Raw genomic sequence first — 22484 nt, forward strand, 5'->3', positions numbered from 1 at the left:
GCGGCATCCCGACGATTGCGGATGCTCTTGGCCGTCTGTCGTGTCAGGCGGTAGACCCAGATGCAAAGGATCGATGCGGTAATAAAGTAAGCGGTCAGCATCTCAGATCGCCTCTTGCCGTTCGAGCCGATCCTGAACCAGACCCGCAATCCGTGCGGCCTGGGCGGTGACCGGTGTCCCCCGCGCACGAGATTGGGCAAGGTCCCGGGCTGCTTCGGCAAGCACAGTATCTTCGGCGTCTCGCGCAACGCTTTGCAGGAATTGTACCGCATAATCCAATGTGCGCTGATCAGTGGGGCCGGTAAGCACGTCGGCGATATGGGCCATGTCGTCCCGATAGGCCAGCGGATCGGGCTGAACGATGTTGTCCCTGACGGAATCCAGACCTCCTGGGCGGCGATCTTCGGGCAGAAGTTCAAGTATCGAAGTCTGGAAATAAGCGACCGAGGTCAGGGGTTTGGCCAGAAACCCATCTGCACCTGCGCGTCTGGCGATAACCTGCATGCTGTCATCGCCAGACAGCCCGAGAATGACACCGATGCGGGGTACAGCGTAGGTCATTTCGGCTATCAGGTCAGCGCCGGACCCGTCTGGAAGACCCATATCGACGATCAGGACCGAGGGACGATAGATTTGCAGATGGCGCCGCGCTGATTTCAGACAATCCGCACGACGGATACGCGCACCGCTATGCAAGCACATCAATCGTATTGCATCGCATGCATAGCGGCTGTCTTCGACCACAAGGATTGTTTGGCCCAGCAGCGGTCGCATCTTGGTGGCCAGCGCTGGAGAGGCGAAAGGTCCCGAATCGTCCATGGCAGAACTCCTGTTTAGCAGATGCCTCACGCTAGGAACTTCTGGCTAATACAGGGTTAACGACGATTTGGCGCACTTGTCCTTTGGGTATACTGCCCCCATAACCGCTGCAACGCAGAAGGAAGGAGAGTCCCATGATTGGTCGCCTTAACCACGTAGCCATTGCTGTTCCCGACCTGGAGGCCGCATCGTCCCAGTATCGCAATGCGCTTGGCGCTAAAGTCGGCGCTCCACAGGATGAGCCGGATCATGGGGTCACCGTGGTCTTTATTGAACTACCCAACACCAAGATCGAATTGCTGTATCCGCTGGGTGAGAACAGCCCGATCAACGGGTTTCTGGAAAAGAACCCATCAGGCGGCATCCACCATGTCTGCTATGAGGTCGAGGATATCATCGCAGCCCGCGATCATCTGAAAGAGACCGGTGCGCGCGTTCTGGGATCGGGTGAACCCAAGATCGGAGCGCATGGCAAACCGGTGTTGTTCCTGCACCCGAAGGATTTCAACGGATGCCTCGTTGAGCTGGAGCAGGTCTGAAGTCGATGACCATTACCGCCGCTCTGGTTCTTTTCGCTGTAATTTGGTTTCTGACCTTGCTGATTGTTCTGCCTGTGCGCATCAAAACGCAGGGGGATCTTGGGGATATTGTTCCGGGCACTCATGCGGGTGCGCCGGAAGTCCATCACATGAAGAAGAAGCTGTGGATTACCACCGGGATATCGGTGGTGCTGTGGGCGATCATTGCAGGCATCATTATCTCCGGCGTAATCAGCGTGCGCGATTTCGATTGGCTGAACCAACTGGAGCCGCGCGAGTAGCTCAGGTTCGGCTACCCGACAGACCGTGATAAATGTGCGTGAAGGTCGCCGCTCCTAGGATCGGGATCAACAGGTTGACCAATGGCACAGAGAGCGGGACCGCCATAAGAATACCGGCGACCCAAATGGTTGTCGCGTGCTTTGCGCGCAGCTTTCGCGCCCCCTCGCGCCCCAGTCGGCGCATCGCAGCCAGGGTGAAATATTCTCTCCCCAGAAGAAACCCGTTCATACCCCAAAAGATAAACAACGCGAATGGCGTGAAGAGTGCATAGAGGATCAATGCCAACAGGTTGGCAACGATCAGTACTCCCAGAAAACTGAGCGTATCCCGTAGCGCATCGCCAAAGGGGATGCGCTGAGCCGGCGGCAGACCGGGGTAATGCTTATCCTCAACCGCCTGTGCGACCTCATCCAGAAACATCGAGGTGATGGCTGACGCAACGGGGACCATCAGAAACACCGACAGCACCATCATCAGCAGGAATGATGACACGCTGAGCAGGTCGTTCAGCCATGTCACCTCACCCAGTATTGGCAAGGTGGCCTGATCGCCGACCAGCGCGTTGATCAGCCACAAAAAGCCGGCATAGGCAGCCACCAACAACGCGAATGTCAGGCCAACACCCAACAGAAGTACCTTGCGGAATCTTGGGTCGCCGATCTGTCCCAGCGCCTGTAGAAACGACTGGATGATGATCATTCGGAAACCCATTGGGTTAGTGCCTCCACATTGGGGCGCGGTCGTTCGGGAGGGGTCGTACCTTCGGTTGCGATATGGATAAAGCCTGCAATCTTCTCGTTTTCGGCCAAGCCAAGCCCCTGTTCGCAAAACTCGCGATCATGCGATTGCCAGCCGGACAACCAATTGGCCCCCCAACCTGCGGCCAGCGCTGCGTTCAGCAGAGCCAGACATACCGCACCCGCTGAATAGGTCTGTTCAATTGCCGGTATCTTGTCGGAAGGTTTCTGCACCTCAATAACAGCAACCGCCAAATGGCCCATTTCGAATTGGCTGCGCGCCTTGGCGATATCTTCGGGCGATTTTCCCAAGGCGAGACCACAAGTTTCTGTAAGATCTGCAAGGCGTTGCATGGCCCCATGCTCGACAACAACAAAACGCCAGGGTTCCAGCTTTCCATGGTCCGGGCTGCGCGCTGCAGCAGTCAGCAGCGGCCTCAGCTCTTCCCGGGTCGGGGCCGGGGCTACCAGTGTTTTGGCCGGACGAGACCGGCGCGCGTGCAGAAAATCCAGCGCAGCTTGGTTCTTCAGGGTCATATGTTAACTTCCTTCACATGGCAGTCTGTATGTCGGAGGCATGCCGTTCTCTTTCAAGGGCAAACTGCTCATCAAAAGGCGACAAATTCAATCTGAATTGCTGCTTGTGATCAGACGCAAGATCCAAAAGGAACCATTAGTCTTTGGTGCTCTCGGACTCACGTATCTGATAAACGCCCTCGGGCAAATCCAGCGCAGCGGCCAGATCGCGTACCTGCTCTGGTGACAGGGTAATCTTCTGAATCTGATCGGTCCGCGGGTCCAACTGCTCAAGTGTGACGCATTCAGCGAAGTTGTTGATGACGACATCCTCTTGCAAAGGCTTTGCGCCTTCGTCCACCAGCGTAATCACCGTCGAGTCGAATTCGTGTTCAATTGAAAACATATGTGCAGAGTGCAGGGCATAAGATCGCAATGCAACCCGCTGCAAGCTGTAATCGGCTGTGGCCCGGCCTTAAATGCCGCGCTATGCTTGTCTGCCGACAGAGTGACCGAAAGGAATGTGAATGCGCCGTCTTGCCCTGTTGCTGGTGATGCTGTTGGCGGCTTGCGATATGTCGCCTGTTATCGCGATCCCGGCCGATCAATGGCAGCCATCGTCATCAGAACAAAATGACAGGGCGCGCGTATTCGAGCAGGTCAGCCGGGCTGTCGGAACGACCGCAAGCCGGGAATGCCGCCGCCAATCGAGGACTGCCAATTGTGATTTTGTGATTTTGGTTGATCTCTCGTCAAAGGCCCCAGCGAATGCGTTTCAGACCTTGGACAAGGATGGGCGGCCGCTAGTCGTTTTTACACAGCCGATGATCGATGCAACGCAGAACGCGGACGAGATGGCCTTTGTCATGAGCCATGAGGCAGCCCACCATATTTTGGGTCACATCGCCCGGCAGGCGCAGAACGCCAAAGAGAGCGCGCGGATATTCGGTGAACTCGCGCGCAATCAGGGCGCGGACGATGCAGGGATTGAGCGCGCACAGGCGCTGGGTGCTGAGGTCGGGGTGCAGAACTACACGCGTGAGTTCGAATTGGAAGCGGATCGTCTGGGGACACAGATCACTTACGCGGCGGGGTATAATCCGCTGGTCGGGATGGCTTTCTTCCAACGCATTCCTGATCCGGGTGATCGTTTCCTTGCCACGCACCCTCCCAATGCCCAGCGGGTCGAAGTTGTGTTGCAAACGGCGCGGGAACTGGGATTACGATAATGGTCAACTTAACCCGATTGGGTGTCGTTCTCAGTGATCGCGGGTCGAAATATGCTGTGACGGGCGCGGGGGTCACCAGTCGTGCTGATGTCGATGCGGTACTGGCGGAACTGAAATCCGACAAGGCATATGCGAAGGCAGCTCACAACACTTGGGCGGCCATCTTGCCAAACGGTGCGCTCAAGGCTGATGACGGAGAGTCTGGCGCGGCAATGGTCATTTTGCGGATGATGGAGCGGGCCGAGCTGACGGATCACGTAATCATCGTGACACGCTGGTACGGTGGCAAGAAGCTGGGCGGGGACCGCTTTCGCCGCGTGCAGGACGCCACGCGGGCCTATCTGGACCAGCTGGCAACCGGGCATTGACCTGAGTCAAGGGCACTGTGCGGGGCATGCGTTACTCTTTCCATAGAGTGAATGGAAAAGGAAACCGCATGTCTGATCGTGAAACGCTGCGACGTCACGCCGACCTTGTAGATCGGATGGCCACGACGCTGGGCGTAGATTTGCAAGAAGTTGCCATCGAAGGGGCCTTACAGTTCGACGAAATCTCGGACGCGGTATTGCGGTGTACGGAATGCCCGAATCCGGGCCATTGCAAGGCCTTTCTGGCCAAGAACCTGACAGCGCCCGACACACCTGAATACTGCCGCAATCACGAGCTGCTGAACAGGCTCAAGCCGTAACGCCAAAGGGGGGTACCGTGCCACGACTTGGACGGATCATGACCCATCTTCGCCTTGTATTGCGAATGGCACAGGCGACGGGAGCCGACCTTGCCACCGCACATCGCGACGGGCACCTGAGCCACCAGGAATGGGCAGATATGGTTCAGCTCTGCCGCGGGTGCGAATGGGCGCGGGCATGCCCAGACTGGTTGAACGAGAACGAAACGGCGGAAAGCGCGCCCTGCACCTGCCCAAACCGGCACAGGTTCGCCACCTTGAGGGTCAGCAAACAAAGGTGATCAAATGGACCGAACATCACTGGGCGAGATCGAAAAACACTTTTGGCTGACACGCTCGGTCGCGCGATCCTTAGGGATTTCTCTGACCGAAGCAATGGCCGAAGGGAAACTGACACCTGCCGACTACGCTCAGATGGTGACCCGATGCCGGGGCGCAATATGCGACGAACGTTGTCAGATATGGCTTGCCGCACAACAAGGAATGGCTGAGAAAGCACCTGATTTTTGTGCCAATGCTCAGGTTTTGAACGACTTGACCTGACCTTCAGAGCTTATTGTGCGTTCCGTCGCATAACGGCGGGTTGGCGCAGTGCTTACAGCCACAAAAAAACACCTTTTTGCTGGCCTCAGCCGTATATTTTACGGGTTCGAACGACGTATCTTTGTGCGAACCGTCGCAAAATGGTTGCCGCTTGGACTTGCCACAGGCGCACCAGAAATAGGTTTTTCCTTCGGTCACTTCGACCGGATAGGGCGATTTCTGGGCGATGATCGGGGCGTCTGACATGTGGCTACTCCGTCTTTGGCTGATGTCGAAGTCAAAGTTTAGGGCTCTTTGTCAAAAAAGGTAGACTGCGAATGAAAACCCGCCTTCCAGCGTGGTTTCGCCTTTATTCACGAATGCGTTATCGATTCGGTTGCCATATGAAATTCTTGGTCCTATTCTGATACCGGCCCCGAAAAACTGGGCAATATCAGAAAAGTAATAGAGGATTGATGGACATGAAACTGAAATTTGCTGCTATCTGCGCCACGGCCGTTGTATTGACTGCGTGCTCGCAGCAAGAGGAACCGACCCCGGTTTACATCCAGCCCGACTATGACAAGTTTGGTACACCCAGTTGCTCGGCAGGCTATGAACTGGCCACAACCGAAGCAGGCCAGACCGTATGTAACCCGGTCACCCAATAAGTATTAAGCAGGCGGTTCTGATCGCAGGGCCGCCTGCGCACCTCTAAAAAGAACACCGCCCTCGAGGCGGTTTTTTCTTGCCTTTCTGCTGTGGGTCGCGGACGTCTTCTTGCAGGACGACTGATCGGAAACCCCATGCGCAAATTCTTTGACCACCTAAAGGATCGTACCCGCTGGAGCTGGCAGGGCCTGGCTGCAACCTGGCGGCAAGAGTATTCGTTTCGTGGGTGGGTTTGGGCCAACCTGATTTCGGCTTTATTGGCGCTTGCACTCCCTCTAGGTACGGCAGAACGGGCGCTGATCCTTGCTTTGGGCATTCTGGTCTTGGTGACCGAGTTATTTAATACGGCCATCGAGCGTGCCGTCGATCACACCTCGACCGAGCACCACGCGTTGGCGGGGCAAGCCAAGGATGCAGCAAGTGCAGCGGTGGCGTTGTCTGCAGTCGCTGCCGGAGTGGCGTGGATCGTGATTTTGATCGGCTTGTTCTAGGGACAGACGCCTTTCGTTACGCCAAGGGGTGCAAACGCCCCCACAAGTCGTATTCTCCGGCCTCATCCACCTCGACCGTGACGATATCCCCGGGTTTCAGGCCTTCGAAGCCTTCGTCGATAAACAAGTTGCCATCGATTTCTGGAGCATCGGCCTTAGTGCGGCAGGTCGCGGCCTCTTCATCCACCTCGTCTACGATGACATCGAGTTTTTGGCCAACCTTTGCTGCCAGCTTGGCCTCAGAAATGGCCTGAGCTTTCTCCATGAAACGCTCCCATCGCTCTTGCTTGACCTCGACCGGGACGTGATCCGGCAGGTCGTTCGAGCGGGCGCCATCGACATTTTCGTACTGGAAACAGCCGACACGATCCAACTGCGCTTCGTCCATCCAGTCCAGGAGCGTCTGGAACTCTGCCTCGGTTTCGCCGGGGTAGCCGACGATGAACGTGGACCGCAAAGTGATATCCGGACAAATAGCGCGCCAGTTGGCAATCTCGTCCAGAGTTTTTGCCCCGGCGGCAGGGCGGGCCATACGTTTCAGAACATCGGGATGCGCATGTTGGAATGGAATGTCGAGATACGGCAGCACATTGCTACCCGCATCTGCCATCAGCGGGATCAAATCGCGCACATGGGGGTAGGGATAGACGTAATGAAGCCTGACCCACGCATCGAATTGGCCGAGTTCCCGTGCCAGATCGGTGATATGGCTGCGCACCTCCCGATCTTTCCATGGGTTCACGTCATACTTACGATCCAGCCCATAGGCCGAGGTATCCTGTGAGATCACAAGCAGTTCGCGCACACCGCTGTCGACAAGTTTCTCAGCCTCGCGCAGCACTGCATGGGCCGGGCGGCTTGCGAGTTTACCGCGCATGTCGGGGATGATGCAAAACTTGCACTTATGATTACAGCCCTCGGAAATCTTGAGATAGCTATAGTGGCGCGGGGTAAGTTTGACGCCCGAAGCGGGCAGCAGATCGACATAAGGGTTTGGATCGGGTGGTACGGCTGCATGTACTGCGTCCAGCACCCGTTCGTACTGATGCGGTCCTGTAACCGCCAGAATGCGCGGATGGTGTTCCCGGATATAGTCAGGCTCAGCCCCCAAACAGCCGGTCACAATGACCTTGCCGTTTTCAACCAATGCCTCGCCAATTGCGTCCAGCGACTCGGCCTTGGCGCTGTCCAGAAACCCGCAGGTATTCACAATAACGGCATCAGCACCCGTGTAGTCCGGCGAAATGCCGTACCCCTCGGCCCGCAACCGGGTCAGGATGCGTTCGCTGTCAACCAGCGCTTTTGGACAACCCAGCGACACCATTCCAAGGGTCGGTTGGCCACGGCGGGGCGTCTCGGCGATCCGGGCCTCTGGGGCTAGATCGGGGCGGAGGTTCGGTGGGTTCGTGCTCATGGCCGGGCATATAGAGGGGAAAGCTTCCCCTTGCAAATCCCGCCCGCTCGGGGCTGACTTGAAACAGAGCAGAAAGGCCGGAAAGGCAGACCCATGAAGTGGCTCATTCGTTTTCTATTTCTCATAGTTGCAGCCTTCGGGCTGGTCATTGGTGCCTTGCTGCTGATGCCAGGCGAAAAACTGGCGACAATACTTGCTGAACAAGTAAAGGCGCAAACAGGCCGCGATCTCGCGTTGACCGGTGACGTCAAACTGTCATTTTGGCCGGTATTGGGGATGGAAACCGGCCCTGTGACATTTGGCAATGCGCCTTGGGCCGGGCCGGAACCGATGCTAAGCGCCCAAAGCCTCGCGGTTGGGGTCGATGCCTCGGCGTTGTTGTCTGGGAATATCCGGATCAAACGGGTGTTGGCCGATAGCCCGGTTCTACGCCTTGAACGCGCCGATGGGCGCGGCAACTGGGAGCTGCATCAGCCAGGTAACTCCTCGCAAACGGGCGCTACGGCGCAAGCCGTTGAAAGCCGACCCATCACGCTCGAGCGGTTGGAACTTACCAATGCGCGCCTAATCTATCTTGAGAATGGCGCGGTTAGTATGGATTTTGCCGATGTCGATCTTTCGGCCCGCTGGCCTGACGTGACGGCCCCAATGGAAATGCAAGCCAGTATGTCCGTCCCCGGAGGCAGCGTCGCAGTGGACCTTATCATCCCCGACTTGCCCGCATTTTCCAGCGGCGCTGTCACGCCGTTGCAGCTGAGCCTAACCGCGCCTGGCGGAGATATTCAGTTCTCGGGCCGGGTGAATCTGGCCGGCGAAATGGATGGCAAGACGACGGTCACGGCCAAGGACACCCGAAGGATGCTGGCCGCGTTTGGTCACGGAGGAGTCACCGTGCCCGAGGGACTAGGACAGGTCGCGAGCGTATCCGGGCAGATGACCTATACCCGGGACGGGCGGATTTCATTGCGCAACATGATCGCGGTTCTGGATCAAAACCGGCTTGAGGGCGAAGCTGATATCCAGATTTCAAATCCGCCCCAGATGACTGCGCGTCTGAACGCAGGCGATCTCGACTTATCGAAGGTAAGCGGAGGCAACGCTTCTGACGGCACCTCAGATACGGAAGGGTGGTCAAAAGCCCCAATTGATGCGTCGTTTCTGGCGCTGGCAAATGGCAAGATCCGCTTGCAAGCGACCTCGATTGCGGTTCCGGGTATGACCTTTGGGAAAAGTGATCTGACACTCAGCCTTGATCGGTCGCGGGTTGTATTGCAGATGCACCCGGCCTCGCTGTTCTCGGGGCAATTGAATGGCCAGGTGGTCGCCAATAATCGCAACGGTCTGTCGGTTGGTGGAAATCTGAAAGCCGCCAATATCGATATCAACGAGGCGCTCGAAACGCTGGGGGATATCAAACGGCTTTCGGGCACCGGTTCAGGCAATCTTGAATTTCTGGGCGTTGGACAGAGCGAAGATCAGATCATGCGATCGCTCAGCGGCAAAGGAGATATCGAGGTCGGGCGGGGCGTTATCTCGGGGCTGGATCTTGACCGCCTTATGGGGCGAGGAAAGGGATCGGGTGGTACGACCGTATTCAACAGCCTTACGGCCAGCTTTACGATGAAGAATGGCGACTTGACCAACAAGGACCTGTTGATGCAGCTGGATAATTTCCGGGCGGACGGTACGGGCCGCATTGGCTTAGGAGCTCGCGATATCGATTATCTGTTTACACCAGTCGCCCTGCGCGCCAACTCAGGGCAGGGGATATCGGTACCCGTCCGAATTAAAGGTCCGTGGAGCGACCCGTCGATCAAGCCGGACCTTACCAAAGTCATTGAGGCGGCAGCCGAAGGCAAAGTTAAAGAACTGGAAGACGACGCAAAGAAGAAGGTTTTGGAAAAGGTTGGTAAGGAATTGGATACCACGGTGACGGATTCCGATCACATCGAAGACGCGCTGAAGAACAAGCTTGAGGATGAGGCCAAGAAAGGCCTGCTCAAGTTGTTTGGCGGGGATTGATCTAAGCGCGATAACAAAGGGCGCCGAAACGGGAGCCCTTCATTGTGTCATTTAGATTGTCTGATCGTATTCGCCCACGCCGGGTTCAGTTCGAATGACGGCGTCGATATCTGCGAAGATCGCGCGCATTTCATCCTCGCTTTCGCTGCTTTCGCAGACGACGACCAGATTGGGTGTATTGGATGACGCGCGAACGAGGCCCCAACTGCCATTATCCAAAATGACGCGGGCTCCATTGACGGTCACTACCTCTTTGATAGCCCGCCCTGCGAAGTGTTCGCCGGCGTCGGCTTTGGCAACCAATTTGCCGACCAGGCGCTGCAGGATATCGTATTTCTCCGTATCCGCTGCGTACGGAGACATGGTGGGCGTCGACCATGTCCTTGGCAGTGCTTTCCGAAGGTCTGACATGCTTTTGTCCGGGTTGCGGTCCATCAGTTTGCAGATTTCCACCGCCACGCGCATTCCGCAGTCGTATCCGCGCCCGACCGGTTCCGCCAAGAAATAGTGTCCCGATTTCTCAAACCCAGCCAGCGCACCGATTTCCTTGACGCGGCGCTTCATATGGCTATGGCCGGTTTTCCAGTAGTCGGCTTTGACCCCAAGCGCTTGCAACTCGGGATCGCTGGCGAACAGCCCAGTGGATTTCACATCGGCTACAAAGGTCGAACCTGGATGCAGCTTGGCCAGATCACGGGCCATGATGACGCCGACCTTATCGGCAAATATCTCTTCGCCTTCGTCATCCACAACACCGCAACGATCGCCATCCCCATCAAACCCTAGCGCCAGGTCCGCGCCGCTGGATTTGACTGTGTCGGCCATGTCATGCAGCATTTCCATGGCTTCCGGGTTCGGGTTGTAATTGGGGAATGTGTAATCCAGCCGTGTGTGGCTGGGCACAACCTCAACCCCGATCCTTTCGAAAATCTCGGGCGCGAAGGCGGCGGCGGTGCCGTTTCCGGTGGCGCAGACCACTTTCAGCGGACGTGACATTCTGAAGTCACCGACCAGATCGTCGATATAGGCTTCTTTCACACCGTCGACGAATTCATATGACCCGCCCGGGCGCGCGACGCCTTCCCCATTCAAGACGATGTCGCGCAGTTCCGACATTTCGTCAGGGCCGTGGGTCAGTGGGCGGTCAAAGCCCATTTTGACGCCGGTCCAACCGTTCGGGTTATGGCTTGCCGTGACCATCGCAACCGCCGGTACGTCCAGATGGAACTGCGCGAAATACGCCATCGGGCTGAGCGCTGGGCCGATATCTTTCACCTGAATACCCGCCTGCATAAGTCCAACGATCAGAGCGTTTTTGATCGACAGGGAATAATCGCGATAGTCATTTCCCACTGCAATCACGGGTTCGATCCCGCGTTTGAGCATCTGTGTGCCCAGACCCAAACCCAGGGCCGTCATGCCTGGCAGATTGATCTCATCGGGGTATTTCCAACGCGCGTCATATTCGCGAAAGCCCGTGGGCTTGATCATCGGATCGCGTAGAAAGCTCCAGGTGTTTGGGGTCACCTCAGGCAAAGGCTTGGTCATCACAAATCTCAATCGTTAAATCTGAATTGGGTTTTCTTTGGCCAGCGCATCAAATCGCATCAATGTGTCAACCAGATGGCCCATTTGATCCAGAGGGATCATGTTCGGCCCATCTGAGGGGGCGGTGTCGGGATCCTGATGGGTTTCTATGAAAACGGCTCCGACGCCCAGAGATACAGCGGCTCGCGCCATCACCGGCGCAAACTCACGCTGTCCACCCGAGGAACCACCTTGGCCGCCGGGCTGTTGCACCGAGTGTGTCGCATCCATGACGACCGGATATCCGGTTTGCGCCATCTGCGGCAGCGATCGCAGGTCCGCGACCAGCGTATTGTAGCCAAACGAAGTTCCACGCTCGGTCAGCAGGATGTTCTGATTGCCGGTGCTTTCGATCTTAGTGACGATATTCGGCATTTCCCACGGGGCAAGAAACTGCCCTTTTTTTACGTTGACCGCTTTGCCGGTATTGCCCGCCGCCAGCAGCATGTCCGTCTGACGACACAGAAACGCAGGGATTTGCAGAATATCGACGGCCTCAGCCGCAATCGCGCATTGCGCTTCGGTATGGACATCGGTCAGTACCGGTATGCCCATGGTTTTGCGGATATCTTCCAGCACCTGCAGCCCGGACTCAATGCCCATGCCGCGCTTGCCGGACAGCGAGGTCCGGTTGGCTTTGTCATACGAGGCCTTGAACACATATTGCGCACCTACGGCGTCGCATGCCTCTTTCATGGTGCCGGCGATCATTTGGGCGTGATCGGCGGTTTCAAGCTGGCAAGGGCCGGCAATGATGGTCAGCGGAAGGTCGTTGCCAACCGTCAGGTCGGCTATTTTTACATGTTTCATGAGTCTTACGAGGATACCTGTTCACGAAGGACCGACGCGGTAAGCGAGATCATCAGGTAGATACCAGCAAATAACAGGAATGCCAAAATCGTATTTTCGAACTTGCGCGGATAGCTGGGTTCCTGGCTGGCGACCGGGTTCACCGAGACGGTCAGATACCGCACTTTCCGATTGGCCTCGGTCCGCGTGGCTTCCATTTGCTGCATTGCCGTTTGCAGCATCATGTCACGCGCCGCCAGATCGGCCTGAGCCATCTGGATTCGCACGCTCAAACGCGCCAGCGAATTTTCGCCCGCCGACACGTCCAGCATTTCGGCATTCAACTCATCAAGGACCGCTTGCAGCCGCGCGATATCCGCCCGTGTACCATCCACCTTGGCCTGGTTGGGGCGCGTATTATCGAGAAGCGCGGCCAATTGTAGTTCTTTGTCCTGCAGCTCGAATTCGAACTGATCGATCCTTCCTCGCAGGCTGGCGATCACACTTTGCGGGTCCAGTATCGCACCTTGTAGCTGCAGTTCGATCAGGTCTTCCTGAGCCTGTCTGCGTGCCTCTTGCGCAGCCTCAAAACTCGCCAAGGCATCGCGCATCTGGTCTTCGCGTTTCAATTCAGTCAGACCATTGATGGTCTCTTCCGCGTAAGAGATAAGCCGTCTGGACAAATCGACCGCTATCTCGGGGCTCGGCGCTGCGACCTCCATTCGGATGACGCCGTCACTAGGATCATATCCGATTGTGATCATACGTTTATAAAGCTTGTAGGTTTCTTCAAGCGTCGCATCAGCCGGCAATCGTTGGATCGGGTCTATCCAATCCTGCCGAAAAAACTCAGTAAATCCGACATCACGCTCAAGCCGTTCCAATGCATCCTTGGATTCCAGAAATTCCTGAGTGGACACGGAATCCTGCGCCGTCGCAAACTGCGTGCCCGCCAGAAACCCACCGAACGAGGCACCGCCGCCATCCGCTTGCAAGATCGAAAACACCGAGTCGCTGGCATACATCGGCGTCGCCACGCGATAGAAATAGTAGCCCACGATAAACGTTGGAATGAATACGAACACCGTCAATCGTGCGAATAGCCCGGCAAGCTTGCGGCGGCGGCGGCGGGCGATGTCTTTCTGGATCTGCCCGATTTCATATTCACGACGTTCGGCCGGGCTGAGTTCGGGTCCTGGCAGGTTCTTCTGCGAGTCCCTGGTCGTTTGCGGCAGGTGAATCTTTATATTGTCTTGCGCGGCGTCATCACCAGTTGGCTTACCTTGGTCAGGAGCTGCCAGATCAAGCAGGTTTGTGCGCTGAAACGGATCAATTCCTTTCTTTCGTAACAGCCGGACCGCATCGTAGTCAGACGTCGCCGCCAGCCCGTTCTTGTGCGCCAGACGCCGCGCGACGCGCAATTGCCTCCCTGTCAGACCTTCGCGTTTGATCGCATCCAACTCGTTGCCCGGTTGCTGAGTGTCGTCAGCCGAGTCTGTGCCTTGGGTCGCCTTTCGGATGCGCGAAATGGCGTCCGAGCGTGCCTCGGCAGTGCCAGAACCGCGTGCCGTGCGGTCGGGATTGTATTTCCTAGCCTTGGGTTTGGTAGTCATAGAGCTGCTTTGCCTCTTCCAAGGTTTCAAACATGTAAAGCTGGCCGTCTACCAATACCGCAGCCTGCCGCGCGAATTTTTCAAGAAGCGAAGGGTTGTGCGATACGATCACCAAGGTTGTCGTGCGCAGCTTCTCTTTCAGAATGTCGCCCGCCTTCTTGTTGAACTCGACATCGGTTGTCGAGGGCATCCCCTCATCGATCAGATACATATCGAAATCCAGGGCCAGCATCAGTGCAAATGTAAACCGGGCCCGCATTCCGGACGAATAGGTTCCGAGCGGCTGGTCGAAATACTCACCCAGGTTGCACAGCCATTTGCAGTAGGCTTCGACATAGTCGGGATCCATGCCGTAGATCTTCGCGATATAGCGTGCGTTCTCCAGCGCGGACAGGCGCTTGGCCACACCTCCTGCAAAGCCCATGGGGAAGGATACGCGGCAGTCGCGCCGAATCACGCCTTCGTCGGGCTTTTCCAGCCCTGCCATCATGTTGATCAACGTGGTCTTGCCGGTTCCGTTCGGGGCCAGCACGCCAAGCGATGTTCCAAGCTCGACCCGGAACGAGACCCGATCCAGAATCACCTTGCGGCGGGTTCCGGTCCAGAAAGACTTGCTGACATTTTCGAATTCCAGCATGTGCGGCCTGCAGATCGCTCGGGGTTTTGACGGTTTGAGGATCGGTGTGCTACCGATCCATGTTGGCCACATTATGTCGAAATATGAAACAAATGATCAATGCGCATCCGCGTTCATGACATTGATGTGTTGCAAGGACGGTTTCATTGGCTCGAGGGTAGATGATGCCTATCTTCATCGATGAACATTGCAAAAGCCTGTTGATCCGATGAATTCGCTGATTGAGGACATCCAAGCCTGCCGTGTGTGTGCGGACAGGTTCGCGCAGACCGCGACTGCGCACCAGCCTCGCCCGGTGGTCTGGTTTCGCCCCGGTGCGCGCATTTTGATCGCAGGTCAGGCACCGGGCGCGCGCGTCCATGCTTCAGGGAAGCCTTTTACCGACCCTTCGGGTGACCGGCTGCGGGATTGGCTGGGACTGGATGAGAACGCATTTTATGACCGTTCGCGCGTATCCATCGTGCCGATGGCGTTTTGCTTCCCAGGATACAATGAGCGCAAGGCCGACCTGCCTCCGCCGCCGATATGCGGGCGCACCTGGCATGACAAGGTGATGGCTGCGTTGGGAGAAGTACCGTTGACGATCCTCGTCGGGGGTCATGCCCATAAATACCATCTTGGCGTAAAAACACCGGTTACCGAGACCGTCAGCCTTTGGCGAGACCATGCGCCGCGCGTCTTTGCCTTGCCTCACCCGTCCTGGCGCAATACGGCTTGGCTGAAGAAAAACCCCTGGTTCGAGGCCGAGCTGTTGCCGGTGCTACAGAAACGGGTGCACGAGGTTCTGAATGACTGAAGCCACAGCTTTGGATGCTGCACATGACGCCATGCAGGCGGCCCCGGAAGACGACAACGCTCGACTACGCTTTTTCGAAAGACTGGCCGATAGCGAGCTGTTCCTGATGCTGACCGAGGAAGCGAAGGATGAAAACATCTCGCCCGAGCTGTTCGATGTGGCGGATGGTCGTTTTGTTCTGGTGTTTGATCTTGAGGAACGACTGGCGGCATTTGCGGGTCGGCCGGTCCCCTATGTCGCTCTGTCGGGTCGTGTTCTTTCAGGGATGTTGTCGGGGCAGGGGGTCGGGCTGGGTCTGAACCTTGATGTTGCACCGTCGTCGATGTTGATCCCCGCTGAAGCGCTCGGTTGGTTGTCTGACACGCTGCAGCATGGTCCTAAGGAGGTGCAGCAGCGACTTGCCGAATTCCATCCGCCCTCCGGTCTGCCAGATGTTCTGTTGACCGCGCTTGATGCAAAGCTGGCGACGGCTGCAGGTCTGGCTGCGGCGGCGTTTCTGGTTGGGACAAAGACTGAAGATGGGGGGCAGGGCCATTTATTGGGTTTTGTTTCAGCGGTCGAAGGTGCGCAGCCAGCGCTTGCACGCGCCGTATCCGAGGCATTGACCTTTTCGGGGATCGAGGCCGGAGCGCTGGATGTTGGCTTTTTTGAAGTGCAGGATCCGGCTACTTCTGCCTTGGCAAAGGTTGGGCTGCGGTTCGATTTGCCCCAGCCTCAAGCGCCCAAAATGGAAAGGGCCGCGCCGGGCAGTGATCCCGAGCGGCCCCCAATATTGAAGTAGCGCAGGACGTTAGTCTGCCGCTTCCAGTTTATCCTGCGTGCGCGTCTCAAAATCGCTGGCGTCATGACGTTCGTGCAACTGCGTATGCGGCTCTCCAAACGCACGATTGACCATCCGGCCGCGCTGAACGGCGGGGCGAGCATCGATGGCTTTGGCCCACCGCATCACGTTTTCGTAGCTTTCGACATCCAGGAATTCTGCCGCATCGTATAGACGGCCCAGAACAAGCTGCCCGTACCACGGCCAGATCGCCATATCGGCGATCGTATAGTCCTGACCTGCAATATAAGGCTTATCGGCAAGTTCCAGTTCCAGCACATGCAACTGGCGTTTGGCCTCCATCGCGAAACGGTCGATCGGATATTGCCATTTCTCAGGCGCATAAGCGTAGAAGTGGCCAAAGCCACCGCCCAGATATGGCGCGCTGCCCATTTGCCAGAACAACCAGTTCATCACTTCTGTCCGTTCGGCACCGCTGGCGGGCAGAAACTCACCGAATTTCTCGGCGAGATGCAGCAAGATGGAGGCGCTCTCGAAAACGCGCACAGGTGTTTCACCTGAATGATCCCACAGCGCCGGTATCTTCGAGTTAGGATTGGCCCCGACAAAGCCCGAGCTGAACTGATCACCTTCACCGATGTTGATCAGCCACGCATTGTATTCGGCCCCGGAATGGCCCAATGCTAAAAGCTCCTCCAGCATGACCGTAACCTTGACGCCGTTCGGGGTGGCGAGCGAATACAGTTGAAGCGGGTGCTTTCCGACCGGAAGATCCTTTTCGTGGGTCGCACCAGCTATGGGCCGGTTTATATTGGCAAAGCGTCCTCCGCTTTCGCTGTCCCAAGTCCAGACCTTTGGGGGTGTGTAAGTGGATTGTTCGCTCATCTTTTGCCTTTCTGCATCATTTGGCCAAAACGCGCCGCCTTCACAGCTAATATTGCAAAACTCAAAGTCCAACCCCGGATGTGGCGAGATATTTGTAACATTGCGCTTCGTTCACCTCACAAAACCCCTCTGGTTTTCACAGCGGCGCGAGGGGGTCTTCGCGCCGGGCCAAAATTACCTATTGTTTGACCAGACCCGCAGTTCGGGTGACCAGAAACCGTAAGGACATGAGGACCAATCACATGAAACGCTTTGCGCTGACCCTTGCCGCGACGATGGCTTTTGCCGTGCCCGCGTTCGCCGGAGAACAATATGTTGATGGCACCGGATTTGCCGTATCGGGATACGACGTTGTTGCTTACCGCAGCCTGGATCAGGTTCCTGTAGGCCAGTCGCAACCCGAGGCCGTTCGCGGTCGGGCCGACATCACCGCAGACTATAATGGTGTTACCTGGGCGTTTGCGACCGAAGAAAACCGTGACAAGTTTTTGGAGAACCCGGCCTTTTACGCTCCGCAATATGATGGCCACTGCGCCTATGGTGTATCGAAAGGCGGCAAGGTTCCGGGCAACCCAAATCTGTGGCGTATTGTCGATGACAAGCTCTATCTGAACATCACTGATGTTGTTGTTGGTTTCTGGGAAGAGGATGTTCCGGCCAACATCGACCTGGCGGAAGGCAACTGGCCCGGAATCGAAGGGGATGCCGCTTCGACCAGCGTGATCCCGAAATTCACATCAGAAGGCCCAATTTCCAACTGATTCCGATTAATGAAAGAAAGCCCGGCCACTAAGGCCGGGCTTTTTTCGTTGGCGGGTTCTCTCACCCCGCCAACTCGAACATATCCCGCATGTGTTGATCCGCTTCGAACCGTATTGTTACACTCTTGGCACCGGGAAATTTTCTCTCGCGTATCGGGTCAGGAATGACAATCTCACCGGAGCCCGAGCCTTTGGACCGAAAGGTCAGAATCTCTGTTTCTGACTTGCGGTAGCCGGAAAGGACCGAGGTTGGCAATGCAACGCGGTTAGACCCTTCGCAGACTGACGATGCGACGAAGTAGGTAAGATCGCGCCCGAAGCATCCGATTGCATCAGGAACATGGTCCGAAGATTCGCGGGCGCTTTTGGCGGCGTCCGGTTCACCCAGTTCCGATAAATCCTTCAGCGCGCGTTCAGGTTTTAACAGATCGTGACAAGCTTTGATTTCATCTGCGGCCAGTTCGATTACGCGTTTCTTCAAACGAGGACGACGCGGTGTAGAAGAATCTAAACCGTTTTTGCGTGTCATCCCTTCTTTACGCAAAAAATCATAGGCTGATTTAGCATCCGAAAAACCGGAATAATCACCGTCGGTATGATCAGGATGATCGTGGAACGCGATTTTGCGCCAGGCTTCACGAATCTCGTTTGCGTTTGCATTTGGGGGCAGACCAAGAATCTGCAACGCTTCGGCCCGAGCCTGTACCTTGCTCACTGGCTTCATACTCAAAACACTCATAAAAACTACAACGGGGTCAGATTGCCATTGATCACATTTTTGTCAAATTTTTTCGGGAATTAGACTGAGGTAGGGCAACAGTTGACGGGTGCATATCGAGATTGTCGCCTGCGCAGCGGTTGTCGCAAATGAGCATGGCAGACGACTGCCATGCCCGGCGATACAGGGCGAACGCAAAAACTGTGGGATCAGGCGACGTTCTGCAATTCGGTCTGGGGTGTAATGCCCAGGGCAAAGCAGACATCCCGAGTAAGCTCAGGTCGGTTGAGCGTATAGAAATGCAGTTTGTCCACGCCGCCTTCTATCAGGTCCGAGCAGAGTTCGGTGCATAGCGCCGTCGCCAGAAGATCTTCGCGATCGTCCCGGATTGCTTTGTCAAATGCGTTCTCGATCCAGTCGGGAATGTGGGCGCCACAGCGTTTTGCAAAGTTACGCGCACCCTTCCAGTTCTCGATGGGAAGAATGCCCGGTACGATAGGCTTGTCGATCCCCGCTTTTTCGCAGGCATCGCGAAACCGGAAGAAGGTTTCAGCCTCGAAGAAGAATTGGGTCAACGCCTCGTCCGCGCCCGCATCCAGCTTGGCCTTTAACCAATCCACATCAGCGCGGGCATTGCTTGCTTCGGGATGTTTGTCCGGATAGGCGCCGACACGGATGCTGAACATCTCGGTCTCGGCCAGTGCAGAAATCAGTTCTACTGAGTTGGTGAAACCATCAGGGTGGGGGGCGAACTGGTCTTGACCTTTAGGGGGGTCGCCACGCAGGGCAACGATATCCTGAACGCCTGCGCGCGCGAATGTGTCTGCAATCTCAAGCGTCTCCTGACGCGAGGCATCGACACAGGTCAGATGCGCAGCAACAGGCAGCCCCGAGGATTTGTGCAAGGTTGCAACTGCATCACGCGTCAACTCACGTGTTGTACCACCAGCACCATAGGTCACCGATACAAACCGTGGGTTCAGCGGCGCCAAGGTCTGAACCGTATCCCAAAGGCGAAACGAGGCCTCCAGAGTCTGCGGCGGGAAGAACTCGAATGAAATCTCAGGCTTGGTCATGTTGGCCTCGTAGCTGTCATTTATACCCTTGTGCCATTATGTGTAGTGTGAGACAAACTCATATTGTTCAACAACAACATGAGTTGCGTGAGTAATGCATATCGAGTTTCGCCACTTACGGACGATCAAAGCCATCCACGAATGCGGTGGGCTTGCGCGTGCAGCTGATCAGCTAAACATCACGCAATCCGCACTAAGTCACCAGATCAAGGGGTTGGAAGATCAGGCCGGGGTTGAGCTGTTTTTACGTCGATCCAAGCCGATGAAGTTGTCGGCAGCTGGTTTGCGGCTGCTGCGGCTCGCTGAACAAATTCTGCCGCAGGTCGAGGCGATGCAGGATGAGTTTTCATCGCTGCGCGACGGTCGAACCGGTCGGATGCACATTGCGATCGAATGTCACGCTTGTTTCGAGTGGCTGTTTCCGGTGCTTGAAGCTTTCCGTAAATCCTGGTCAGACGTTGATGTGGATATCCGCCCGGGCCTTGCATTCGACGCATTGCCCGCCTTGCAGAAGGAAGAGGTTGATCTGGTGGTGTCCTCAGACCCCGAAGATCTGCCGGGTGTCGAATTTGTCGAACTCTTTGACTACCAGGCCGTATTTGTCGCGGCGTCTTCGCATCCATTGGCTGAAAAGCCCTTTATCGAAGCTGAAGATTTCAGAGGTCAGACACTGATAACCTATCCAGTCGAACGGACGCGTCTGGACGTGTTCAGCCAGTTACTCATCCCAGCGCGGGTCGAGCCGGCCACGATCCGGCAGGTTGAACTGACCGCCGTGATCCTGTTGCTGGTGGCGTCCAACCGGGGTATCTCGGTGCTGCCTGATTGGGTAGTGCGTGAAGTGAAGTACAGTTCCGACTACGTCACGCGCCCGCTTACCAAAGATGGGATTACCCGCAGGTTATATGCTGCGGTCCGCAGCGAAGACCTTGAAAAACCCTTTGTGCAAGAGTTGGTGAAACTGGCGCGCGCCGAGGCGCGTAAGCTTCAGACACAATAGCGCCGGACGCAGATCAGCCATGCGCATCATTCCTCTTGGCAAGGGCGCGTTGCCCCAGTATACGCGCGGCTTGACCGGACAGGAGCCTATGGAAAATGGTTGGCAGTGCAAATCTCAACATCATGATCAAGGCCGCGCGCAAGGCGGGGCGTTCTCTGGTCAAGGATTTTCGTGAAGTCGAGAACCTGCAGGTGTCGATGAAAGGTGCGGGCGACTTTGTGTCGAAGGCTGATATCGCGGCCGAAGCCATCCTGAAAGAGGAATTGCTGGGTGCCCGTCCGACCTATGGTTGGCTGGCCGAAGAGGGCGGCGCGATTGACGGTGAAGACCCGACTCGTCGCTGGATCGTCGACCCACTGGATGGGACCACCAACTTCCTGCACGGGCTGCCGCACTGGGCCGTTTCAATCGCGTTGGAACATAAGGGCAAGATCGTTTCGGGTGTGATCTATGACCCTGCCAAGGATGAGATGTTCTTTGCCGAAAAAGGCGAAGGTGCGTGGATGAACGACATGCGCATCCGTGTGTCGGGCCGCCATCGCATGATCGAGTCGATCTTCGCGACAGGTCTGCCATTCGGTGGCCGTTCGGACCTGCCTGCGACCTTGCAGGACCTGGCCCGTCTGATGCCTGCCTGTGCAGGTGTTCGTCGCTGGGGTGCTGCCGCGCTGGACATGGCCTATGTGGCCGCCGGTCGTTACGAAGGCTTTTGGGAGCGTCGCCTAAACGCCTGGGATCTGGCCGCAGGCATCATCATCGTGAAAGAGGCGGGCGGCTTTGTTCAGGCGCTGAACCCCGAAGGCAGCGTGCTTGAGGATGGCGAAGTGATCTGCGCCAATGAGCCGATCTTTGACAATTTCGCAAAGGTAATTCGGGGCTGATATTCAACCCCGGTCATTTGATCATGGTACGCGCGTCCGCTCCGGGCGCGCGTTTTGCTTTAGAAGTCGACCTCGATCGCGATCCCTTGCTGGACCGCCAGATCAACTGCCGCGCTGGCCACCGCAAGATCTTGCAGCCCCACGCCAGTACCGTCGAACACGGTCACCTCAGCCTCGGACACACGCCCGGAATGGGTACCGTTGATGACCTCTCCGATCTGCCGGATATCGCCTTCGGCTTTCATTCCGGCAGCCACGGCATGCTGGCTTTCACCCAATGTCACGGCCTGCGCGACCTCGTCGGTAAAGACGCTTGCGCGCGCGATCAGTTCTGTGGCGACCTCTTGTTTGCCGACGGTATCGGTGCCCATACATGCGATGTGTGTGCCGTCGGAGACGTGCTCGGACATCAGTGTTGGCGCGAAGGAGGAGGTGATGGTGACAATCACGTCCGCCTGCACCATGCCGGGCAGATCCACAGCCTCAAAAGGCAGCCCCGCTTCAGCCGCGACCTTTTCGAGATTTGGCAGCATTTCTGGATGCAAGTTCCAGCCTATGACTTTCTCAAAGTCCCGCTGTTCCAATGCCGCGCGCAATTGGAATGTCGCCTGATGCCCGGCGCCAACCATTCCGATCACCTTGGCATCCTTGCGTGCCAAATGGTTGATCGAAACCGACGAGGCTGCAGCCGTGCGCAGCGCGGTCAGCAGGTTGCCCCCAACGATGGCCCGAACGCGACCCGTATCTGGATCAAACAAAAACACGGTGGATTGGTGATTGATCAGCCCGTGCGTTTCCAGATTGTTTGGCCAGTACCCGCCTGCTTTCAGGCCAAGGTTCATGCCCGCGCGATCAAACCCGCCTTTGAACCCATAGAGCGCATCCGCATGACCTATGGCCTCGCGCACGACCGGGAAGTTGTAGGCATCCCCAGCCGCCATCGCGGCAAACACCTGCTCAACCGCAGTATAGCTTTCCTGTCGGCCTAACAGAGCGCCGATTTCCTTTTCAGGAACGATGATCATCGCG

Annotated in this window: 29 protein-coding genes; 15 read left to right on the top strand and 14 right to left on the bottom strand. The window is 56.6% G+C overall.

Annotated elements, in window-relative coordinates; all coding sequences use genetic code 11:
- Window positions 1-102: 102 nt before the first annotated feature.
- On the bottom strand, window positions 103-819 hold the full coding sequence (locus ACR0KC_RS12945) for a response regulator (RefSeq protein WP_480771936.1): 717 nt from the start codon (window positions 817-819) through the stop codon (window positions 103-105).
- Between the two features lie 134 nt (window positions 820-953).
- On the opposite strand from ACR0KC_RS12945, the gene mce reads away from it, so the two are divergent.
- Together mce and ACR0KC_RS12955 are read left to right on the top strand one after the other, a co-directional pair.
- Window positions 954-1358, top strand: a complete 405-nt coding sequence (gene mce, locus ACR0KC_RS12950) for a methylmalonyl-CoA epimerase (RefSeq protein ID WP_170401757.1) — start codon at window positions 954-956, stop codon at window positions 1356-1358.
- A 5-nt stretch (window positions 1359-1363) separates the two neighbouring features.
- A complete protein-coding gene (locus ACR0KC_RS12955) occupies window positions 1364-1639 on the top strand; it encodes a DUF1467 family protein (protein ID WP_170392343.1) in 276 nt (91 codons plus the stop codon).
- Window position 1640: 1 nt separating this feature from the next.
- On the opposite strand, the gene ACR0KC_RS12960 is transcribed toward ACR0KC_RS12955, so the two are convergent.
- The 3 genes from ACR0KC_RS12960 to ACR0KC_RS12970 all read right to left on the bottom strand — a co-directional run bounded on the left by ACR0KC_RS12960 (window position 1641) and on the right by ACR0KC_RS12970 (window position 3299).
- Window positions 1641-2339, bottom strand: a complete 699-nt coding sequence (locus ACR0KC_RS12960) for an EI24 domain-containing protein (RefSeq protein ID WP_170401754.1) — start codon at window positions 2337-2339, stop codon at window positions 1641-1643.
- Complete coding sequence (locus ACR0KC_RS12965) at window positions 2336-2914, bottom strand: nitroreductase family protein (protein ID WP_170661835.1); 579 nt, start codon at window positions 2912-2914, stop codon at window positions 2336-2338. The genes ACR0KC_RS12960 and ACR0KC_RS12965 overlap by 4 nt, the downstream gene beginning before the upstream one ends.
- Before the next feature lie 136 nt (window positions 2915-3050).
- Window positions 3051-3299 (bottom strand): hypothetical protein, encoded by a 249-nt coding sequence (locus ACR0KC_RS12970; protein WP_170392337.1) that lies wholly within the window; start codon window positions 3297-3299, stop codon window positions 3051-3053.
- A gap of 121 nt (window positions 3300-3420) precedes the next feature.
- On the opposite strand from ACR0KC_RS12970, the gene ACR0KC_RS12975 reads away from it, so the two are divergent.
- From ACR0KC_RS12975 to ACR0KC_RS12995, 5 genes are all read left to right on the top strand, one after another.
- Window positions 3421-4122, top strand: a complete 702-nt coding sequence (locus tag ACR0KC_RS12975) for a M48 family metallopeptidase (RefSeq protein WP_480706851.1) — start codon at window positions 3421-3423, stop codon at window positions 4120-4122.
- The gene (locus ACR0KC_RS12980) at window positions 4122-4490 is read left to right on the top strand and encodes a YigZ family protein (RefSeq protein WP_480706849.1); all 369 of its coding nucleotides are present in this window, start codon (window positions 4122-4124) and stop codon (window positions 4488-4490) included. Before ACR0KC_RS12975 ends, ACR0KC_RS12980 begins: the two co-directional genes overlap by 1 nt.
- Before the next feature lie 68 nt (window positions 4491-4558).
- A complete protein-coding gene (locus tag ACR0KC_RS12985; protein ID WP_170420623.1) occupies window positions 4559-4810 on the top strand; it encodes a DUF6455 family protein in 252 nt (83 codons plus the stop codon).
- A gap of 17 nt (window positions 4811-4827) precedes the next feature.
- Window positions 4828-5091, top strand: coding sequence for a DUF6455 family protein (locus tag ACR0KC_RS12990; RefSeq protein WP_480706847.1), 264 nt, complete (start codon window positions 4828-4830; stop codon window positions 5089-5091).
- A gap of 4 nt (window positions 5092-5095) precedes the next feature.
- On the top strand, window positions 5096-5353 hold the full coding sequence (locus tag ACR0KC_RS12995; protein WP_170512454.1) for a DUF6455 family protein: 258 nt from the start codon (window positions 5096-5098) through the stop codon (window positions 5351-5353).
- Between the two features lie 3 nt (window positions 5354-5356).
- Here the strand turns inward: ACR0KC_RS12995 and ACR0KC_RS13000 are convergent, their stop codons facing one another.
- A complete protein-coding gene (locus ACR0KC_RS13000) occupies window positions 5357-5599 on the bottom strand; it encodes a CDGSH iron-sulfur domain-containing protein (RefSeq protein WP_010441831.1) in 243 nt (80 codons plus the stop codon).
- A 215-nt stretch (window positions 5600-5814) separates the two neighbouring features.
- Between ACR0KC_RS13000 and ACR0KC_RS13005 the strand changes: the two genes are divergently transcribed.
- On the top strand, window positions 5815-6003 hold the full coding sequence (locus tag ACR0KC_RS13005; RefSeq protein WP_255611743.1) for a hypothetical protein: 189 nt from the start codon (window positions 5815-5817) through the stop codon (window positions 6001-6003).
- Window positions 6004-6138: 135 nt separating this feature from the next.
- Window positions 6139-6495: a diacylglycerol kinase gene (locus ACR0KC_RS13010; protein ID WP_480706845.1), complete on the top strand. Its 357-nt coding sequence runs from the start codon at window positions 6139-6141 to the stop codon at window positions 6493-6495.
- A gap of 16 nt (window positions 6496-6511) precedes the next feature.
- On the opposite strand, the gene rimO is transcribed toward ACR0KC_RS13010, so the two are convergent.
- Entirely contained in the window at window positions 6512-7909 is a 1398-nt protein-coding gene (gene rimO, locus ACR0KC_RS13015) for a 30S ribosomal protein S12 methylthiotransferase RimO (protein ID WP_480706843.1), read from the bottom strand.
- Window positions 7910-8002: 93 nt separating this feature from the next.
- On the opposite strand from rimO, the gene ACR0KC_RS13020 reads away from it, so the two are divergent.
- Window positions 8003-9931, top strand: a complete 1929-nt coding sequence (locus tag ACR0KC_RS13020) for an AsmA family protein (protein WP_480791135.1) — start codon at window positions 8003-8005, stop codon at window positions 9929-9931.
- Window positions 9932-9982: 51 nt separating this feature from the next.
- On the opposite strand, the gene ACR0KC_RS13025 is transcribed toward ACR0KC_RS13020, so the two are convergent.
- From ACR0KC_RS13025 to ACR0KC_RS13040, 4 genes are read right to left on the bottom strand one after another with little or no spacing between them, the layout of a single operon-like run.
- The gene (locus tag ACR0KC_RS13025; RefSeq protein ID WP_170609471.1) at window positions 9983-11479 is read right to left on the bottom strand and encodes a phosphomannomutase/phosphoglucomutase; all 1497 of its coding nucleotides are present in this window, start codon (window positions 11477-11479) and stop codon (window positions 9983-9985) included.
- A gap of 15 nt (window positions 11480-11494) precedes the next feature.
- The gene (kdsA, locus tag ACR0KC_RS13030) at window positions 11495-12328 is read right to left on the bottom strand and encodes a 3-deoxy-8-phosphooctulonate synthase (protein ID WP_170512445.1); all 834 of its coding nucleotides are present in this window, start codon (window positions 12326-12328) and stop codon (window positions 11495-11497) included.
- A gap of 5 nt (window positions 12329-12333) precedes the next feature.
- Complete coding sequence (locus ACR0KC_RS13035) at window positions 12334-13920, bottom strand: capsule biosynthesis protein (RefSeq protein WP_170392313.1); 1587 nt, start codon at window positions 13918-13920, stop codon at window positions 12334-12336.
- Window positions 13898-14557, bottom strand: coding sequence for an ABC transporter ATP-binding protein (locus tag ACR0KC_RS13040; protein WP_170392311.1), 660 nt, complete (start codon window positions 14555-14557; stop codon window positions 13898-13900). The genes ACR0KC_RS13035 and ACR0KC_RS13040 overlap by 23 nt, the downstream gene beginning before the upstream one ends.
- 208 nt (window positions 14558-14765) lie before the next feature.
- Between ACR0KC_RS13040 and ACR0KC_RS13045 the strand changes: the two genes are divergently transcribed.
- On the top strand, window positions 14766-15353 hold the full coding sequence (locus ACR0KC_RS13045; RefSeq protein WP_480771937.1) for a uracil-DNA glycosylase family protein: 588 nt from the start codon (window positions 14766-14768) through the stop codon (window positions 15351-15353).
- Window positions 15346-16134, top strand: coding sequence for an SseB family protein (locus tag ACR0KC_RS13050; RefSeq protein WP_480771938.1), 789 nt, complete (start codon window positions 15346-15348; stop codon window positions 16132-16134). Before ACR0KC_RS13045 ends, ACR0KC_RS13050 begins: the two co-directional genes overlap by 8 nt.
- A gap of 9 nt (window positions 16135-16143) precedes the next feature.
- Here the strand turns inward: ACR0KC_RS13050 and yghU are convergent, their stop codons facing one another.
- Window positions 16144-17019: a glutathione-dependent disulfide-bond oxidoreductase gene (gene yghU, locus ACR0KC_RS13055; protein WP_170625217.1), complete on the bottom strand. Its 876-nt coding sequence runs from the start codon at window positions 17017-17019 to the stop codon at window positions 16144-16146.
- A gap of 242 nt (window positions 17020-17261) precedes the next feature.
- On the opposite strand from yghU, the gene ACR0KC_RS13060 reads away from it, so the two are divergent.
- Entirely contained in the window at window positions 17262-17780 is a 519-nt protein-coding gene (locus ACR0KC_RS13060; RefSeq protein WP_170392303.1) for a YHS domain-containing (seleno)protein, read from the top strand.
- A 61-nt stretch (window positions 17781-17841) separates the two neighbouring features.
- Here ACR0KC_RS13060 and ACR0KC_RS13065 read toward each other — a convergent pair whose 3' ends face one another.
- Both ACR0KC_RS13065 and metF read right to left on the bottom strand, forming a co-directional pair.
- On the bottom strand, window positions 17842-18504 hold the full coding sequence (locus tag ACR0KC_RS13065; protein ID WP_480586801.1) for a J domain-containing protein: 663 nt from the start codon (window positions 18502-18504) through the stop codon (window positions 17842-17844).
- A 203-nt stretch (window positions 18505-18707) separates the two neighbouring features.
- Complete coding sequence (gene metF / locus ACR0KC_RS13070) at window positions 18708-19574, bottom strand: methylenetetrahydrofolate reductase [NAD(P)H] (protein WP_480586798.1); 867 nt, start codon at window positions 19572-19574, stop codon at window positions 18708-18710.
- Window positions 19575-19668: 94 nt separating this feature from the next.
- Between metF and ACR0KC_RS13075 the strand changes: the two genes are divergently transcribed.
- Both ACR0KC_RS13075 and ACR0KC_RS13080 read left to right on the top strand, forming a co-directional pair.
- Complete coding sequence (locus ACR0KC_RS13075) at window positions 19669-20574, top strand: LysR family transcriptional regulator (RefSeq protein ID WP_170512437.1); 906 nt, start codon at window positions 19669-19671, stop codon at window positions 20572-20574.
- Between the two features lie 95 nt (window positions 20575-20669).
- On the top strand, window positions 20670-21455 hold the full coding sequence (locus ACR0KC_RS13080; RefSeq protein WP_170392295.1) for an inositol monophosphatase family protein: 786 nt from the start codon (window positions 20670-20672) through the stop codon (window positions 21453-21455).
- Between the two features lie 59 nt (window positions 21456-21514).
- Here the strand turns inward: ACR0KC_RS13080 and bhcD are convergent, their stop codons facing one another.
- A complete protein-coding gene (gene bhcD / locus ACR0KC_RS13085; protein ID WP_480706837.1) occupies window positions 21515-22480 on the bottom strand; it encodes an iminosuccinate reductase BhcD in 966 nt (321 codons plus the stop codon).
- Between the last annotated feature and the right edge of the window lie 4 nt (window positions 22481-22484).

It is taken from the genome of Ruegeria sp. CF3, assembly GCF_056537365.1.

Coding starts and splice junctions, on each gene's coding strand:
- ACR0KC_RS12945 (WP_480771936.1), bottom strand. CDS start 819: ATGGACGATTCGGGACCTTTCGCCTCTCCAGCGCTGGCCACCAAGATG.
- mce (WP_170401757.1), top strand. CDS start 954: ATGATTGGTCGCCTTAACCACGTAGCCATTGCTGTTCCCGACCTGGAG.
- ACR0KC_RS12955 (WP_170392343.1), top strand. CDS start 1,364: ATGACCATTACCGCCGCTCTGGTTCTTTTCGCTGTAATTTGGTTTCTG.
- ACR0KC_RS12960 (WP_170401754.1), bottom strand. CDS start 2,339: ATGATCATCATCCAGTCGTTTCTACAGGCGCTGGGACAGATCGGCGAC.
- ACR0KC_RS12965 (WP_170661835.1), bottom strand. CDS start 2,914: ATGACCCTGAAGAACCAAGCTGCGCTGGATTTTCTGCACGCGCGCCGG.
- ACR0KC_RS12970 (WP_170392337.1), bottom strand. CDS start 3,299: ATGTTTTCAATTGAACACGAATTCGACTCGACGGTGATTACGCTGGTG.
- ACR0KC_RS12975 (WP_480706851.1), top strand. CDS start 3,421: ATGCGCCGTCTTGCCCTGTTGCTGGTGATGCTGTTGGCGGCTTGCGAT.
- ACR0KC_RS12980 (WP_480706849.1), top strand. CDS start 4,122: ATGGTCAACTTAACCCGATTGGGTGTCGTTCTCAGTGATCGCGGGTCG.
- ACR0KC_RS12985 (WP_170420623.1), top strand. CDS start 4,559: ATGTCTGATCGTGAAACGCTGCGACGTCACGCCGACCTTGTAGATCGG.
- ACR0KC_RS12995 (WP_170512454.1), top strand. CDS start 5,096: ATGGACCGAACATCACTGGGCGAGATCGAAAAACACTTTTGGCTGACA.
- ACR0KC_RS13000 (WP_010441831.1), bottom strand. CDS start 5,599: ATGTCAGACGCCCCGATCATCGCCCAGAAATCGCCCTATCCGGTCGAA.
- ACR0KC_RS13005 (WP_255611743.1), top strand. CDS start 5,815: ATGAAACTGAAATTTGCTGCTATCTGCGCCACGGCCGTTGTATTGACT.
- ACR0KC_RS13010 (WP_480706845.1), top strand. CDS start 6,139: ATGCGCAAATTCTTTGACCACCTAAAGGATCGTACCCGCTGGAGCTGG.
- rimO (WP_480706843.1), bottom strand. CDS start 7,909: ATGAGCACGAACCCACCGAACCTCCGCCCCGATCTAGCCCCAGAGGCC.
- ACR0KC_RS13020 (WP_480791135.1), top strand. CDS start 8,003: ATGAAGTGGCTCATTCGTTTTCTATTTCTCATAGTTGCAGCCTTCGGG.
- ACR0KC_RS13025 (WP_170609471.1), bottom strand. CDS start 11,479: ATGACCAAGCCTTTGCCTGAGGTGACCCCAAACACCTGGAGCTTTCTA.
- kdsA (WP_170512445.1), bottom strand. CDS start 12,328: ATGAAACATGTAAAAATAGCCGACCTGACGGTTGGCAACGACCTTCCG.
- ACR0KC_RS13035 (WP_170392313.1), bottom strand. CDS start 13,920: ATGACTACCAAACCCAAGGCTAGGAAATACAATCCCGACCGCACGGCA.
- ACR0KC_RS13040 (WP_170392311.1), bottom strand. CDS start 14,557: ATGCTGGAATTCGAAAATGTCAGCAAGTCTTTCTGGACCGGAACCCGC.
- ACR0KC_RS13045 (WP_480771937.1), top strand. CDS start 14,766: ATGAATTCGCTGATTGAGGACATCCAAGCCTGCCGTGTGTGTGCGGAC.
- ACR0KC_RS13050 (WP_480771938.1), top strand. CDS start 15,346: ATGACTGAAGCCACAGCTTTGGATGCTGCACATGACGCCATGCAGGCG.
- yghU (WP_170625217.1), bottom strand. CDS start 17,019: ATGAGCGAACAATCCACTTACACACCCCCAAAGGTCTGGACTTGGGAC.
- ACR0KC_RS13060 (WP_170392303.1), top strand. CDS start 17,262: ATGAAACGCTTTGCGCTGACCCTTGCCGCGACGATGGCTTTTGCCGTG.
- ACR0KC_RS13065 (WP_480586801.1), bottom strand. CDS start 18,504: ATGAAGCCAGTGAGCAAGGTACAGGCTCGGGCCGAAGCGTTGCAGATT.
- metF (WP_480586798.1), bottom strand. CDS start 19,574: ATGACCAAGCCTGAGATTTCATTCGAGTTCTTCCCGCCGCAGACTCTG.
- ACR0KC_RS13075 (WP_170512437.1), top strand. CDS start 19,669: ATGCATATCGAGTTTCGCCACTTACGGACGATCAAAGCCATCCACGAA.
- ACR0KC_RS13080 (WP_170392295.1), top strand. CDS start 20,670: ATGGTTGGCAGTGCAAATCTCAACATCATGATCAAGGCCGCGCGCAAG.
- bhcD (WP_480706837.1), bottom strand. CDS start 22,480: ATGATCATCGTTCCTGAAAAGGAAATCGGCGCTCTGTTAGGCCGACAG.